We start from the raw sequence: 14498 nt of genomic DNA, 5'->3' as shown, positions 1-14498 counted from the left end.
CCGGGTCAGCCGGCAGCGCCGCCGGGCGGCTCGGTCAGCCGAACGACACGCCCGGCGACCAGCGGCGCCAGCCCGTCCAGGATCCGGTCCAGGCCGAAGCGGAACTGGAAGTCCGGCTCGCCTGAGCCCGTGAACGCGTCCGACTGCAGCAGCCGCGTCACGGCCGGGTGGCTGTCCGGGCGGGTCAGCAGACTCAGCGTGCGGACGTACTGGCCCAGCGCCTGCTCCGGGGCGACTCCGGACTTCGTGATGGCGTCCATCATGTCGGCGGCCATCGTGGCCTCGTTCCGCACCAGCCCCCCGATCAGGATGATCGTCGAGAGCTTCTCGCCCTCCTTCAGGCCCGTGCCGGCCATCGACGCGAGGCCCCGGTCCATCCAGGCCAGCTGGTTCGGGGAGACGGGCGCGCCGGTGATCGGGATGCGCAGGATCCAGGAGTTGGCCATCAGGACGGCCCGCTGCGCGTACGCCCAGTCCGTGAGCAGCTCGCGCCAGCCCCATCCCTCCGCCTCGGGCGGCAGCGGCGGCGGGGTGCCGACCCCCGCGTCCGCCATGAGGACGTACAGCTCCTCCTTGGCGGCGACGTAGCGGTAGAGGGACATCGTCGAGACGCCCAGCTCCTTGGCGACGCGCCCCATGGAGACGGCGTCCATCCCCTCCGCGGCGCCCAGCGCGACCGCCGTTTCCACGATCCGGGGCAGCGTGAGCGTGGGACGCGGCCCCTTGCCGGCTCGTTCGCGCAGGCCCCAGGCCATTTCGAGGCTCGCCGGGAGTCCCGTACCGCTGTCCGCGTCGTCCATCGCCGTCCCTCCCTCCGCCGCTATGTGATTGACCCACATCCTAGTTCTGTGTATTACTTACGCAGAAGCGCGTAACCCATACACAGAAGCGCGTAACCCGTACGCAGAAGGGAGCGTGGTCCCCCATGACCACGAGCGACCTCGGCATTCACGCCATCGGCCTGACCAAGTCCTACGGCGCCCTGCGCGTCCTCGACGGCCTCGACCTCGCCGTCCCGCGCGGCAGCGTCCTCGCCCTCCTCGGCCCCAACGGCGCCGGCAAGACCACCACCGTCCGGATCCTCGCCACCCTCACCGCCGCCGACTCCGGCGCCGCCCGCGTGGCCGGGTACGACGTCACCGGTCACCGCTCGCGCGTCCGCGAACGGATCAGCCTCACCGGGCAGTTCGCGGCCGTCGACGAGCTCCAGACCGGCACCGAGATGCTCCGCATGATGGGCCGCCTGGCCGGACTCTCCTCCCGCGCCGCCCGTACCCGCGCCGACGAGCTGCTCGCCCGCTTCGGGCTCTCCGAGGCCGCCGCGCGCACGGCGAAGACGTACTCGGGCGGGATGCGCCGCCGCCTCGACCTCGCCGCGAGCCTGGTCTCCCGGCCCGAAGTGATCTTCCTCGACGAGCCGACCACCGGACTCGACCCGCGCAGCCGCCACGACCTGTGGGACCTCGTACGGGAACTGCGCGCCGACGGCACGACCGTGCTCCTCACCACCCAGTACCTGGAGGAGGCCGACAGGCTCGCCGACCACGTCGCCGTCCTGGCCGACGGGCGGATCGCCGCCGAGGGCACGCCCTCGGCACTCAAGGCCCGCGTCGCCGGGCACCGGCTCGACCTCACCCTCGCCACCCGGGCCGCCTACGACGCGCTGGCCCCGCGCGCGGTCCACCTCGCCCCGGACGAGCTCGTCCTCGGCCTGCCCACCGACGGCAGCGCGGCCGACGTACGCGCCCTGCTCGACGAACTCGACCCGGACCGTACCGCCGTGGACCGCTTCGCGGTCCGCACCGCCACCCTCGACGACGTGTTCCTCACCCTGACGGGAGCCGCCCCATGAGCACCGCCGCCCTCGCCCTCGCCGGCCGCAGCCTGCGCATCAGCAGCCGCCGGCCCGACGTGCTGATCACCGCCCTGATGCTGCCCGTCATGCTGATGCTGATCTTCGTCTACTTCTTCGGCGGCGCCATCGACACCGGGACGGCGTACGTGACGTACGTGGTCCCCGGCGCCATGCTGCTCTGCGCGGGCTTCGGTGCGGCGAGCACCGCCGTCAGCGTCGCCGACGACATGGGCAACGGCGTCATCGACCGCTTCCGCTCCCTCGACATCGGCGGCATCCCGATCCTCGCCGGGCACGTCACGGCCTCGGTCCTGCGCAACCTGCTCTCCACCGCCCTGGTCCTCGTCGTCGCCCTCGCCATCGGCTTCCGGCCCCAGGCGGGCCCGGCCGCCTTCCTCGCCGCGGCCGGCCTGCTGCTGACGTACATCACGGCGATCTCGTGGCTGGCCGCCGCACTCGGCCTGCTCGCCAAGTCCCCTGAGGCGGCGGGCGGCTTCACCTTCCTGATGATGTTCCTGCCCTACCCGTCCAGCGCCTTCGTCCCCATCGAGACCATGCCGGGCTGGCTGCACGGCTTCGCCGACCACCAGCCGCTGACCCCGGTGATCGAATCCCTGCGCGCACTGCTCTTGTCGCAGCCTGCGGGCGACGCGCCCTGGGTGGCGCTGACCTGGTGCGCGGGCATCACGGCCGTGGCCTTGGCCCTGTCGGCGGTCCTGTTCCGCAGCAGGACCCGCTGAGGGGCTCCTCGCGGAGCCCCTCAACAGGCCGATGGTGCGCGCCCGCTCAACTATTGAGCGGATATGAGTGCCGGCCCGTCGCCTCGTCGATCTCGCCGTGGGCCTTCTGCAGCATCTGCGACGCGAGATCCATGAGCGCGCGAGCGCCCGCGATCTCTTCCCCGACCCTCAGCTGCTCCGGGTCGGAGGGGTGGCGCATGGCGTAGCCGTGCGCCCTGATCTCGGAGCCGTCCCCGAGTCTTACCAGGGCCGCCGCACTGGTGCGGTGGCCCTCCTCGGTGAATTCGAGCTCCACATGCCACCCGACCAGCGTGGACATGGTGCATCACCTCCAGGGGGTCACCCTTCCCTCCAGGGTGCGCCCGCCGGGGATGGAGCGCGAGCGGGGGGCCTGGGGCGGGAGGCTACGGCGGGGGGATCCGGTTGATGTACTCCCGGTCGACGGATGCGACGCCGTCGACCGCCGCCAGCGCCGGGATCCGGTCCTCCGCGACGGTGCCTTCGAGCGTCCCGATGATCGGCTGCTCGCCCGTGACCGCCAGGCCTGCCCGCCGCAGGGCCTCGACCACTTCCGCGAACCGGCCGGCGTCGACCGCGAGGATGACGCCGACCGGCTCGGACGATCCGTTCACGGCGCCTGGAGCAGACCCACGCCGACGTCCCGGGCGGGCTGCGTCAGCGGGAACGCACCGGACAGCAGGGTGGCCTTGAGATCGGCCGCGGAGGCGGCGGGGTTCGCCTCGGCGAGCAGCGCGAGGACACCCGCCACGTGCGGTGTGGCCATGCTGGTACCCGACTTCATCCCGTAGCCGCCGGGGACGGACGAGTGCACGGCCACGCCGGGGCCCGCGATGTTGACCTCGCCGCCCTGGCCGTTGATGCCCCCGCAGGAGGAGAACGCCGTCTTCAGCGCCTTGTCCAGCGAGCCCACGGCGAGGATGGAGGGGCAGTTGGCGGGCCGCTCGACGGGGGCCACGAATCCGGGCCGCAGGCTGCTGTTGCCCGCCGCCGCGACGATCACCGTCCCCATGCCGAGTGCGCGCTGGGCCAGGAGCTCGTACGTCTGCGGGAAGATCTCACCCGGCAGGACGCGAGAGCCGAGCGACAGGGAGATCACCTTCGCGCCGCGGGAGATCGCCCACTCGATGCCCGCCAGGATTCCGCCGTCCGGGCCACTGCCGCTGTTGGCGAGCACCTTGCCGGCGAGGATGCGCGCGTCGCACGCCACCCCGTAGCGGGGCCCCTGCCGGGGGCTGCGCGGACCGGCAACGGTGCCGATGCAGTGCGTGCCGTGGCTGTGTCCGTCCTCGACCGCTTCGCCGGGCACGAAGGAGGCCGTCTCCTCGATGCACCCGATCAGGTCCGGGTGGTCCGTGTCCACGCCGGTGTCGAGGACCGCGACCTTCACTCCGCGTCCGGTCATGCCGGAGATGTTGGCCCTGATCGCCTGGAGACCCCAGGTCACGCTCTGCTCGTCCAGCGCCGGCCCCAGGGACGCGGCGGCCTCGGCCTGGGAGTGGTGGGCGACCACGTCCTCGTCGCTGCGGTAGGCCGGGAAGAACTCGGTCGGCGCTTGCTGCGGGGTGGTGATCGGCGAGGCGTAGACCATGCGCTCCGGCTCGGCCGCGAGGATCGACCCCTCCGCCTCGGCCGTGGTCACCAGCGCGAAGCGGTTCTCGGGCCGTACCTCGACGACGGCCACGGCGAGGTTCTCGAAGAGCACCGAGACGTCGGGGCGTTCGAGGAGTTCGGAGACGTTCGCGGCCGCGGCTCCGCGGACACGTTCCCAGGGGGCGATGTCGGCGGCGGAACGCAGTGCGTTCAGTCCGCTCTCCTCGTTGCCCGGATCGAGCAGGACGACGTACCGGCCGGTGTACTCCGTGTTGTGGGCGCTGCCGTTGCCATGGGGCCGTTCGGGCTGGCCGCCGAAGGCGCGCCTGTCCATAGGTCCGTTCACCATTGGGTTTCCCGCTTTCTGTGCGCTTCCCCCGGTTCGTGGACGCGCCGGTCCACCGACTGGCAGGTGTGCCGGGGAAGGTGGGGCGCGGATCGGCCGCTGTTCGGCCCGTGGTGCCGTCGGCTCGCAGCCGTCGGCATCGCCCCTTGACCACCGTCGCACCGGGCAGGTGGGCGGGCAACACAGCGCAGCCATCCGAGAAGCCCCGCACCCGCGGGGTCCCGCGCCCGCGGCGGCCGGGGCGTCACCTGAGTACGCGCACTCATGTGCGCGCCCCTCTCGCGGAGTTCACTGGCCGCATGACCACCGACCTGCCCCCGGACACCGCACGGCACCCGCGTGCCTTCGTCGCGCCGCTCGTGTCCACCGTGCTCACGCTGCCCCTGGCGGCCATCGGGTTCTTCTACGCCGGGCTGTCGCCGATGGCCTGCGACTCCTGCGGCGACGCCGCGAGCGACCGGTTCGACGCCTCGTACGACGTCGCCTTCCCCGTGTTCGGGTTCGGCCTGCTGGTGGTGCTGGCCGTACTGGTGGCCGCCTGGGGGCTGCCCTGGCAGCGGCGGTACGCCGCCGCCAGGGTGTGGCTCGCCGTGATCGCCCCGGCCGCCGTCGTCCTCGACTGCATCGTCTTCAACGGCCTCGTCGACTGGCCGTGACGCGCGTCAGGCGTTGCGCAGCCAGCCCGCCACCTCGGTCGCCCAGTACGTGAGGATCGTGTCGGCCCCGGCCCGCTTGATGCCCAGCAGGGTCTCCAGGATCGCCCGGTCCCGCTCGATCCAGCCCTTCTCCGCCGCCGCCTCGATCATCGCGAACTCGCCGCTGATCTGGTACGCCGCCACCGGGACGTCCACCGCCTGCGCCACCCGGTACAGGATGTCGAGGTAGGGCCCGGCCGGCTTGACCATCACCATGTCGGCGCCCTCCTCAAGGTCGAGCGCCAGCTCGCGCATGGACTCCCGCGCGTTCGCCGGGTCCTGCTGGTACGTCTTGCGGTCGCCCTGGAGGGAGGAGGCCACCGCCTCGCGGAAGGGACCGTAGAAGGCGGACGAGTACTTCGCCGTGTACGCGAGGATCGAGACGTCCTCGTGCCCGGTCTCGTCCAGCGCGTCGCGGATGACGCCGACCTGCCCGTCCATCATGCCGCTCGGGCCCACCACGTGGACGCCCGCGTCGGCCTGGACCTGCGCCATCTCGGCGTACCGCTCCAGCGTCGCGTCGTTGTCGACCCGGCCGTCCGCGTCGAGGACGCCGCAGTGCCCGTGGTCCGTGTACTCGTCCAGGCACAGGTCCGACATGATCACCAGATCGTCGCCGACCTCGGCCTTCACATCGCGGATCGCGACCTGCAGGATCCCGTCCGGCTCGGTGCCCGCCGTGCCGAGCGCGTCTTTGTTCTCGTCCGCCGGAACACCGAACAGCATGATCCCCGAGACCCCGGCCTCGACCGCCTCCACGGCGGCCTTCCGCAGTGTGTCCCGGGTGTGCTGCACGACGCCCGGCATCGCGGAGATCGCCAGGGGCTCGCTGATGCCCTCCCGTACGAACGCCGGGAGGATCAGGTCGGAAGGGTGCAGCCGGTTCTCCGCGACCATCCGCCGCATCGCCGGGGTGGTGCGCAGCCGACGGGGCCGCGAGCCGGGGAAGGATCCGTACGTGCTCATTCGTCAGTCGCCTCTTCGAGCATCGAGAACAGTCGGAACAAGCGTAGGGCCCGGCCGCACCGCGCCAGGCCCGCACCCCGCCCTCACTTCACTGCCCCACCGCTAGGTGGTACGGCGCCTGCGCGCCCCCGGCCGCCGCTCGCTCGGCCGGAACACCGTCTCGCCGGCCTCCTTGGCCGCCTCGCGGCGCGCCGCGCCGTACTCGGCCAGCGCCTCCGCCAGCTTCGACACCGACGGCTCCGGCGACAGCACGTCCACGCGCAGCCCGTGCTCTTCCGCGGTCTTGGCCGTCGCCGGCCCGATGCACGCGATGACGGTCACGTTGTGCGGCTTCCCGGCGATGCCGACGAGGTTGCGCACCGTCGAGGACGACGTGAAGAGAACGGCGTCGAAGCCGCCGCCCTTGATCGCCTCACGCGTGTCCGCCGGCGGCGGCGACGCGCGCACCGTCCGGTAGGCGGTGACGTCGTCGACCTCCCACCCGAGCTCGATCAGCCCCGCGACCAGCGTCTCGGTCGCGATGTCGGCGCGCGGCAGGAAGACGCGGTCGATCGGGTCGAAGACCGGGTCGTACGGGGGCCAGTCCTCCAGCAGACCGGCCGCGGACTGCTCCCCGCTCGGCACCAGGTCCGGCTTCACACCGAACTCCACGAGCGCGGCCGCCGTCTGCTCGCCCACCGCGGCGACCTTGATCCCGGCGAAGGCGCGCGCGTCGAGCCCGTACTCCTCGAACTTCTCCCGGACGGCCTTCACCGCGTTCACGCTGGTGAAAGCTATCCACTCGTAGCGGCCCGTCACCAGGCCCTTCACGGCCCGCTCCATCTGCTGCGGGGTCCGCGGCGGCTCCACGGCGATGGTCGGCACCTCGTGGGGCACCGCGCCGTACGAACGCAACTGGTCGGAGAGCGAGGCGGCCTGCTCCTTCGTGCGCGGTACGAGAACCCGCCAGCCGAACAGCGGCTTCGACTCGAACCAGGCCAGCTCCTCACGCCGCGCGGCGGCGCTGTGCTCACCGACCACGGCTATGACCGGCCGGGCGCCCCCGGGCGACGGGAGCACCTTCCCCTGCTTGAACACCTGCGCGATCGTGCCCAGGGTCGCGTTCCACGTCCGCTGCCGCGTGGTCGTGCCGGCGACGGTCACCGTCAGCGGGGTGTCGGGCTTGCGGCCGGCGCTCACCAGCTCCGCCGCGGCGGCCGAGACCGTCTCCAGCGTCGCGGAGACGACGAGGATGCCGTCGCTCGACCCCACCTCGCTCCAGCAGCGCGCCGACGCGGACCTCGCGTCCACGAACCGCACGCCGTTGTCGTCACCCCGCTTGTCCCGGAGCGGCACACCCGCGTACGCGGGCACGCCCACGGCGGTGGGGATGCCCGGGACCACCTCGAAGGGGATCCCCTCGGTGGCGCAGACGAGCATCTCCTCGGCCGTGTTCCCGTCGAGGCCGGGGTCACCGGTGACGGCACGTACGACCCGCCTGCCGGACCGTGCGGCCTCCATGACAAGATTGGCGGCATCTCGGATCACCGGGACCCCGGCGGCTGCTGACACTTCGTCAGCGACCGTCAGCTGCGGCGTGTCGACTCCCGCGCGCGCATGCGTCCGTACGACGTCGAGCACCTCGGGCTCGGCGATCAGTACGTCCGCGGCGGCGAGCGCCTCCACGGCGCGCAGCGTCAGCAGACCCGGGTCGCCAGGGCCGGCACCGAGGAAGGTGACGTGTCCGTGGGCGGCGACGACCGGAAAAGCGGAGGTGGTCGGACTTGAGGGGTTCAAAGCGATCGCTCCCCCATCAGACCGGCCGCGCCCTTGGCCAGCATCTCGTCCGCGAGTTCGCGGCCGAGCGCCATGGCCTCGTCGTACGACTGGGGCACGGGACCGGTGGTGGACAGCTGCACCAGCGTCGAGCCGTCGAGGGTACCGACGACGCCGCGCAGGCGCATTTCATTGACAATCTCCCCGTCGGCCAAAAGGTCGGCGAACGCGCCCACGGGTGCGCTGCAGCCGGCCTCCAGGGCGGCGAGCAGGGAACGCTCGGCGGTCACGGCGGCCCGGGTGTACGGGTCGTCGAGCTCGCCGAGCGCGGCGATGAGGCCGGCGTCGGACGCCAGGCACTCCACGGCCAGGGCTCCCTGGCCGGGGGCCGGCAGGACGCTGTCGACCGACAGCAGGTCGGTCGCCTCGTCACCGCGCCCGATCCGGTTGAGTCCGGCGGCCGCGAGGACGACGGCGTCGAGCGCGCCGTCCCGTACGAAGCCGATCCGGGTGTCGACGTTGCCGCGGATCGGCACCGTCTCGATCCGCTTGCCGAGCGACAGCGCCAGGTGATTGAGCTGGGCCGTGCGCCGGGGCGAACCGGTACCGATCCGAGCCCCGTCGGGCAGCTGCTCGAAGGTCAGGCCGTCGCGGGCGACGAGCGCGTCCCGCGCGTCCTCGCGCCGCGGCATGGCCGCGATCACGAGGTCGTCGGGCTGCGCGGTCGGCAGGTCCTTCAGCGAGTGCACCGCGAAGTCGACCTCGCCGCGCAGCAGCGCGTCACGCAGGGCGGTGACGAACACGCCCGTCCCGCCGATCTGCGCGAGGTGCTCGCGCGACACGTCGCCGTAGGTCGTGATCTCCACGAGCTCGACGGGACGGCCGGTGACCTCCCGTACCGCGTCGGCGACATGGCCTGACTGGGACATGGCCAGCTTGCTGCGCCGCGTGCCGAGCCGCAGGGGCTGGTCGAGACGTGGGTTCATGATGCCCGTCCTGAGTCGTCGTTCTTGTCTGCCGCGTCGGCCCGGCTGACGGAGGCCACCGTCTGCGGGTCGAGATCGAAGAGTTCACGCAGCGCCTCCGCGTACCCGGCGCCGCCGGGCTCGCTCGCGAGCTGCTTGACCCGCACGGTCGGCGCGTGCAGGAGTTTGTCGACGACGCGGCGCACGGTCTGGGTGACCTCGGCCCGCTGCCGTTCGTCGAGATCGGGTACCCGCCCGTCGAGGCGCGCCACTTCCATGGCCACGACCTCGGCCGCCATGGCCCGCAGGGCGACGACGGTGGGCGTGATGTGCGCGGCCCTCTGGGCGGCGCCGAAGGCCGCCACTTCCTCGGCGACGATCGCGCGCACGGCGTCGACGTCGGCCGCCATCGGGGCGTCCGCGGACGCCTCCGCGAGCGACTCGATGTCCACGAGCCGTACGCCCGGGATCCGGTGCACGGCGGCGTCGATGTCCCGGGGCATGGCCAGGTCCAGCAGCGCGAGGCGCGCGGTCGCGCCGTCGGCGTGGGTACGGGTGCTGCGCCGGGGCTGCCGCTGGGCGGCGGCCTCACCCTGGTCGGCCCAGGTCCCGTGCAGCTCCAGGGAACTGGCGTCGACCCCGGTCAGCGCGGACCGCCCGTCGGGCCCCACGGGGCACCCGTCGGCTTCCGTGCCCGCCGCGATGGTCCGTGCGGCCCCGGCGTCGGCCAGCCGCCCGTGCGTCAGCGCGGCGGCTGCCAGCCGGGCCACGACATCGGCCGAGTCCGGCCCCACCTGGAGGCCCCTCCCGGCCGGGGCCGGGGAAGTCCGGGACGCGGGGTCCGGGGCGGATCCGCGGTCCGCCGGCCCCGCCGCGGCGGAAGCCTGCGCGGGCACGTCGGCAGCGCTCGAGGACACGGCGGCGAGCACGTCGTCGGCGGTCAGCACGAGCCCGGTGGCGCCGGTGCAGGACACCACGACATCGACTCGTGTCAGTTCGTCGGCGACACCGGACATCGCAACGGCCGAAGCCGCCACCCCGGTGCCCGAGGCAACCAGAATCTCGGCCAACCGCTCCGCCCGCTCGGCGGTCCGGTTCGCGACCACGATCTCGGCGACGCCGACCCGCGCCAGCGTGGCCGCGGCCAGCGAGGACATCGACCCGGCACCGATCACCAGTGCCCGCTTGCCGGCGGCCCACTCGGCCACGGGCACGTGCACGGCGAGCTGCTCCAGCCCGAAGGTCACCAGCGACTGGCCCGCCCGGTCGATCCCGGTCTCGGAGTGCGCCCGCTTGCCGACCCGCAGCGCCTGCTGGAACAGGTCGTTGATCAGCCGCCCGGCGGTGTGCGTCTCCTGCCCCAGCGCCAGCGCGTCCTTGATCTGGCCGAGGATCTGCCCCTCGCCGACGACCATCGAGTCCAGCCCGCACGCCACCGAGAACAGGTGGTGCACCGCCCGGTCCTCGTAGTGCACGTACAGGTAAGGAGTGAGTTCCTCCAGCGCGACTCCGCTGTGCTGCGCGAGCAGCGTGGAGAGCTCCGCGACACCGGCGTGGAACTTGTCCACGTCGGCGTAGAGCTCGATCCGGTTGCACGTGGCGAGCACCGCCGCCTCCGCCGCCGGCTCGGCGGCGAGGGTGTCGTGCAGCAGCTTCAGCTTCGCGTCAGCGGGCAGCGCGGCGCGCTCCAGCACGCTCACGGGCGCGCTGCGGTGGCTCAGCCCTACGACGAGCAGACTCATGCCGGCATCACCGCCGGGACGTCGCCCTCGGGGTTGTTGCCCTTGCGCGCCTCGGCGGCGGCCCGGCCGGCCGGCGGCACGACGGCCGCGGCGGGGGCGGCGCCGCCCACGGTGGAACCGCCCTCGGCAGCGGCGGCCGCGGCTTCCTCGCCGGCCTTGCGCTGCTCGTGGAAGGCCAGGATCTGCAGTTCGATCGACAGGTCGACCTTGCGCACGTCCACGCCCTCGGGCACCGAGAGCACGGTGGGGGCGAAGTTCAGGATGGAGGTGACACCGGCCGCGATCAGCCGCTCGCTGACCTGCTGCGCGGCGCCGGCCGGGGTCGCGATGACGCCGATCGAGACGCCGTTCTCCTCGATGATCTTTTCCAGCTCGTCGGTGTGCTGCACGGGGATCCCGGCCACCGGCTTGCCGGCCATCGCCGGGTCGGCGTCGATCAGCGCGGCCACGCGGAAGCCGCGTGACGCGAAACCGCCGTAGTTGGCGAGGGCGGCGCCGAGGTTACCGATGCCGACGATGACAACCGGCCAGTCCTGGGTCAGTCCGAGCTCACGGGAGATCTGGTAGACGAGGTATTCGACGTCGTACCCGACGCCGCGCGTTCCGTAGGAACCGAGGTACGAGAAGTCCTTGCGCAGCTTCGCGGAGTTGACTCCGGCGGCGGCCGCGAGCTCCTCGGAGGACACCGTGGGGACCGATCGCTCGGAGAGCGCGGTGAGTGCGCGCAGGTACAGCGGAAGCCGGGCGACAGTGGCCTCGGGAATACCTCGGCTGCGGGTCGCCGGTCGGTGAGTTCGGCCAGTTGCCACGATGCTCCTGCGGGATGAGCGGGGCTGCAGGCGGTCACTTGTCCCAAGACCGCCCCGTCGACAGCAGGCTATGCCTTTGTGAACGCGTGCACAAAGATTGTGTCCGCTTTGTCCGAGCAAAGTGACCGGGGTCACGCAACTTCGACGCCTGGAGCGGGAACCGATACCGCGCCGAACCCGTTCAAATCCCGAAGGGGGCAAAACCGTACACACTCCTCACAGATACGCCCCCGAGACCCCATAAATCGCCCATGATGGTAACCGGGAAGGGGCTCAGCCCCCCAACGCCCGCCGCAGCCGGTCAGGGTTCACCCGCCAGAAGGTGTGCTGTTCGCCGTCCACCAGCACCACCGGAATCTGCTCCCAGTACAGCCGGTAGAGCTCCTCGTCCTGCGAGATGTCCTTCTTCTCCCACTGTGCGCCGGTCTCCGCGCAGACCTTCTCGATCACCTGCTGTGCGTCATCACACAGGTGGCACCCCGGCTTCCCGACCAGCGTCACCATCCGCTCCCCGGGACTCTTCTTTTCCTTGCGGCGCAACAAAGGACTCATGCCCTACATTCTCGCGCGCCCGTACGTAACAGGAGCGCCCCGAAGAGTTCACGCCTCCGCATCCCATCGGTTCGGGAACTCCCGAACACAGTGGCTATGCTCACGTCATGGCCGCTCTGGGATGGCTCACCCCCCGTAGGCGCTCCGCCACCGCGCGGAGCGTGCTGGCAGGCGAGGCCTCGGCCGAAGCCGCCCGCAAGACAGCGCTGGCCGAAACGCCGCCTCCGACCGGACCCGCCGAAGCGGAACCGGAAGAGGTGCGCGACGAGGCCGTGCGAGAGGCGACGCAAGAGGCGCCACCCGAGCCCGAGTTCCCCGTCGCCGGCGACGAACTCGCCGCCGCCTTCTTCGACCTCGACAACACCGTCATGCAGGGCGCCGCGATCTTCCACTTCGGCCGCGGCCTCTACAAGCGCGAGTTCTTCCGCCGTCGCGAGCTCGCCCGCTTCGCCTGGCAGCAGGCCTGGTTCCGGCTGGCCGGGGTCGAGGACCCCGAGCACATGCAGGACGCCCGCGACAGCGCCCTGTCCATCGTCAAGGGCCACAAGGTCTGCGAACTGATGGCCATCGGCGAGGAGATCTACGACGAGTACATGGCCGAGCGGATCTGGCCGGGCACCCGCGCCCTGGCCCAGGCCCACCTCGACGCCGGCCAGAAGGTGTGGCTCGTCACCGCCGCCCCCGTCGAGACCGCCACGATCATCGCCCGCCGGCTCGGCCTGACCGGGGCGCTGGGCACCGTCGCCGAATCCGTGGACGGCATCTACACAGGCCGCCTCGTCGGCGAGCCCCTGCACGGCCCCGCCAAGGCCGAGGCGGTCCGCGCCCTGGCCGCCGCCGAGGGCCTGGATCTCGCCCGCTGCGCCGCGTACAGCGATTCGCACAACGACATCCCGATGCTGTCGCTGGTCGGGCATCCGTACGCGATCAATCCCGATACAAAACTGCGCAAGCATGCCCGGACCAACGACTGGCGCCTGCGCGACTATCGGACCGGCCGCAAGGCCGTGAAGGTCGGCGTCCCGGCCGCCGCCGGAGTCGGCGCGATCGCGGGCGGCGCGGCCGCCGCCATCGCCCTGCACCGCCGCCGCAAGTAGCCGCGCCGGGCCCCACCGCCGCCGCCACCGGCCCCCGTCGGCACACCCGCCCGGCCCCGCACCCGCCCGGCGCCGCCTCCGCCCGCCTCCCGGCCGCCGCACGGCCGGGCACCCGGGCATTTGCTCACCTCTACCCCGCCCGCGGCGCGGCACTCCGGCATGCCCGACCCGGTCGCGCGCCCTGCGGAAGCGTCCATTCCGCGCATGCAAGCGATCAAGAATCGATCACCAACTGCGACTGAATATGCCCTCGACGCGCAACAGAAGTGTCGGAACCGGTGATTTGAGCAACTGGGTGTAGCGCTGCCTGTACGAAGCGTTATTCTCCTCAGACGCATGCCACCGCCCATCTGTCGCCACGACGGGTGAACGGTCCCGCACTGCACGTGATGGAAGCTCTGCCTCTGGGAGTCCCGTGTACCCACCTGTCGGGGTTGACGCCTCGGGCCTGGCTACGCTGCGCGCAACGGTCCTCGACCACCTGCGTGGCTTCGTCCCCACCGCGTACGCCGTCCCCGCCTTCGCCACTGCGGTCCCCGCCGGCCTCGGCCCGGCCGGTCCTTGCTATGCCCTGACCGACGGCGGAGCGACGGTGGGCAGACGAGGACGCGCGGCCGGGGGCTCGTCCGGCGCCGCCGGCACGAGCACCCAGGCCACCACCCACCGCCGCCCCAGCGCGGACAGCGACCAGGCCCGGATGATGGACCTGGTCGAACGCGCGCAGGCCGGGGAGGCCGAGGCCTTCGGCCGCCTCTACGACCAGTACAGCGACACGGTCTACCGCTACATCTACTACCGCGTCGGCGGCAAGGCGACGGCGGAGGACCTCACCAGCGAGACCTTCCTGCGCGCACTGCGGCGCATCTCGACCTTCACCTGGCAGGGCCGCGACTTCGGCGCCTGGCTCGTGACGATCGCCCGCAACCTGGTGGCGGACCACTTCAAGTCCAGCCGCTTCCGGCTGGAGGTCACCACCGGCGAGATGCTCGACGCCAACGAGGTCGAGCGCAGCCCCGAGGACTCCGTCCTGGAGTCCCTCTCCAACGCGGCCCTGCTGGAGGCCGTACGAAAACTCAATCCGCAGCAGCAGGAGTGCGTGACACTGCGCTTCCTGCAGGGCCTCTCGGTCGCCGAGACGGCCCGGGTGATGGGAAAGAACGAGGGCGCCATCAAGACGCTCCAGTACCGGGCGGTCCGCACCCTGGCCCGCCTCCTCCCCGATGACGCCCGCTGACCCCGCTCACATCAACACGACCTCACATACACCCGGTGACCCCTCGATGACGCTGTGGTCCGATCATCCTTCGTCCGTAACCCAAGTGCCGCGACGCTCGTTGTGTGGGATGCAGGCTCCCTGTGGACACG

The 14498-nt window shown here is 72.0% G+C and carries 15 protein-coding genes; 5 read left to right on the top strand and 10 right to left on the bottom strand.

The features are described from left to right. Nucleotides 1–5: 5 nt before the first annotated feature. Nucleotides 6–800, bottom strand: a complete 795-nt coding sequence (locus tag OG429_RS21990; RefSeq protein ID WP_328927007.1) for a TetR/AcrR family transcriptional regulator — start codon at nt 798–800, stop codon at nt 6–8. Between the two features lie 125 nt (nt 801–925). Here OG429_RS21990 and OG429_RS21985 point away from each other — a divergent pair, with 125 nt between their 5' ends. Both OG429_RS21985 and OG429_RS21980 read left to right on the top strand, forming a co-directional pair. Beyond that, a complete protein-coding gene (locus OG429_RS21985) occupies nt 926–1852 on the top strand; it encodes an ABC transporter ATP-binding protein (RefSeq protein ID WP_328927006.1) in 927 nt (308 codons plus the stop codon). Continuing rightward, nucleotides 1849–2595 (top strand): ABC transporter permease, encoded by a 747-nt coding sequence (locus OG429_RS21980; RefSeq protein WP_328927005.1) that lies wholly within the window; start codon nt 1849–1851, stop codon nt 2593–2595. The genes OG429_RS21985 and OG429_RS21980 overlap by 4 nt, the downstream gene beginning before the upstream one ends. A 46-nt stretch (nt 2596–2641) precedes the next feature. Here the strand turns inward: OG429_RS21980 and OG429_RS21975 are convergent, their stop codons facing one another. From OG429_RS21975 to OG429_RS21965, 3 genes are all read right to left on the bottom strand, one after another. Further along, on the bottom strand, nt 2642–2914 hold the full coding sequence (locus OG429_RS21975; protein WP_328927004.1) for a DUF1876 domain-containing protein: 273 nt from the start codon (nt 2912–2914) through the stop codon (nt 2642–2644). Between the two features lie 85 nt (nt 2915–2999). Then, a complete protein-coding gene (locus OG429_RS21970; RefSeq protein WP_328927003.1) occupies nt 3000–3227 on the bottom strand; it encodes a hypothetical protein in 228 nt (75 codons plus the stop codon). Further along, entirely contained in the window at nt 3224–4540 is a 1317-nt protein-coding gene (locus OG429_RS21965) for a S8 family serine peptidase (protein ID WP_328927002.1), read from the bottom strand. Before OG429_RS21965 ends, OG429_RS21970 begins: the two co-directional genes overlap by 4 nt. Nucleotides 4541–4851: 311 nt before the next feature. Between OG429_RS21965 and OG429_RS21960 the strand changes: the two genes are divergently transcribed. Continuing rightward, nucleotides 4852–5208 (top strand): hypothetical protein, encoded by a 357-nt coding sequence (locus OG429_RS21960; RefSeq protein WP_328927001.1) that lies wholly within the window; start codon nt 4852–4854, stop codon nt 5206–5208. 6 nt (nt 5209–5214) lie between these two features. Here OG429_RS21960 and hemB read toward each other — a convergent pair whose 3' ends face one another. The 6 genes from hemB to OG429_RS21930 form a co-directional block, all read right to left on the bottom strand. After that, the gene (gene hemB / locus OG429_RS21955; RefSeq protein WP_328927000.1) at nt 5215–6213 is read right to left on the bottom strand and encodes a porphobilinogen synthase; all 999 of its coding nucleotides are present in this window, start codon (nt 6211–6213) and stop codon (nt 5215–5217) included. Nucleotides 6214–6315: 102 nt separating this feature from the next. Then, nucleotides 6316–7989: a bifunctional uroporphyrinogen-III C-methyltransferase/uroporphyrinogen-III synthase gene (locus OG429_RS21950; RefSeq protein WP_328926999.1), complete on the bottom strand. Its 1674-nt coding sequence runs from the start codon at nt 7987–7989 to the stop codon at nt 6316–6318. After that, a complete protein-coding gene (gene hemC, locus OG429_RS21945; RefSeq protein WP_328926998.1) occupies nt 7986–8954 on the bottom strand; it encodes a hydroxymethylbilane synthase in 969 nt (322 codons plus the stop codon). The genes OG429_RS21950 and hemC overlap by 4 nt, the downstream gene beginning before the upstream one ends. Beyond that, nucleotides 8951–10675: a glutamyl-tRNA reductase gene (locus OG429_RS21940; RefSeq protein ID WP_328926997.1), complete on the bottom strand. Its 1725-nt coding sequence runs from the start codon at nt 10673–10675 to the stop codon at nt 8951–8953. The genes hemC and OG429_RS21940 overlap by 4 nt, the downstream gene beginning before the upstream one ends. After that, nucleotides 10672–11484, bottom strand: a complete 813-nt coding sequence (locus OG429_RS21935; RefSeq protein ID WP_328926996.1) for a redox-sensing transcriptional repressor Rex — start codon at nt 11482–11484, stop codon at nt 10672–10674. The genes OG429_RS21940 and OG429_RS21935 overlap by 4 nt, the downstream gene beginning before the upstream one ends. 273 nt (nt 11485–11757) lie before the next feature. Next, nucleotides 11758–12036 (bottom strand): glutaredoxin family protein, encoded by a 279-nt coding sequence (locus OG429_RS21930; protein ID WP_328926995.1) that lies wholly within the window; start codon nt 12034–12036, stop codon nt 11758–11760. Between the two features lie 107 nt (nt 12037–12143). On the opposite strand from OG429_RS21930, the gene OG429_RS21925 reads away from it, so the two are divergent. Further along, nucleotides 12144–13133 (top strand): HAD family hydrolase, encoded by a 990-nt coding sequence (locus OG429_RS21925; RefSeq protein ID WP_328926994.1) that lies wholly within the window; start codon nt 12144–12146, stop codon nt 13131–13133. Between the two features lie 415 nt (nt 13134–13548). Next, a complete protein-coding gene (locus OG429_RS21920) occupies nt 13549–14367 on the top strand; it encodes an ECF subfamily RNA polymerase sigma factor, BldN family (RefSeq protein WP_328926993.1) in 819 nt (272 codons plus the stop codon). Nucleotides 14368–14498: the final 131 nt, after the last annotated feature.

This window comes from Streptomyces sp. NBC_00190 (genome assembly GCF_036203305.1).
Lineage (GTDB): Bacteria > Actinomycetota > Actinomycetes > Streptomycetales > Streptomycetaceae > Streptomyces.
The sequence above is the reverse complement of the archived record's forward strand: the minus strand, read 5'-3'. Positions and strand labels throughout refer to the sequence as shown.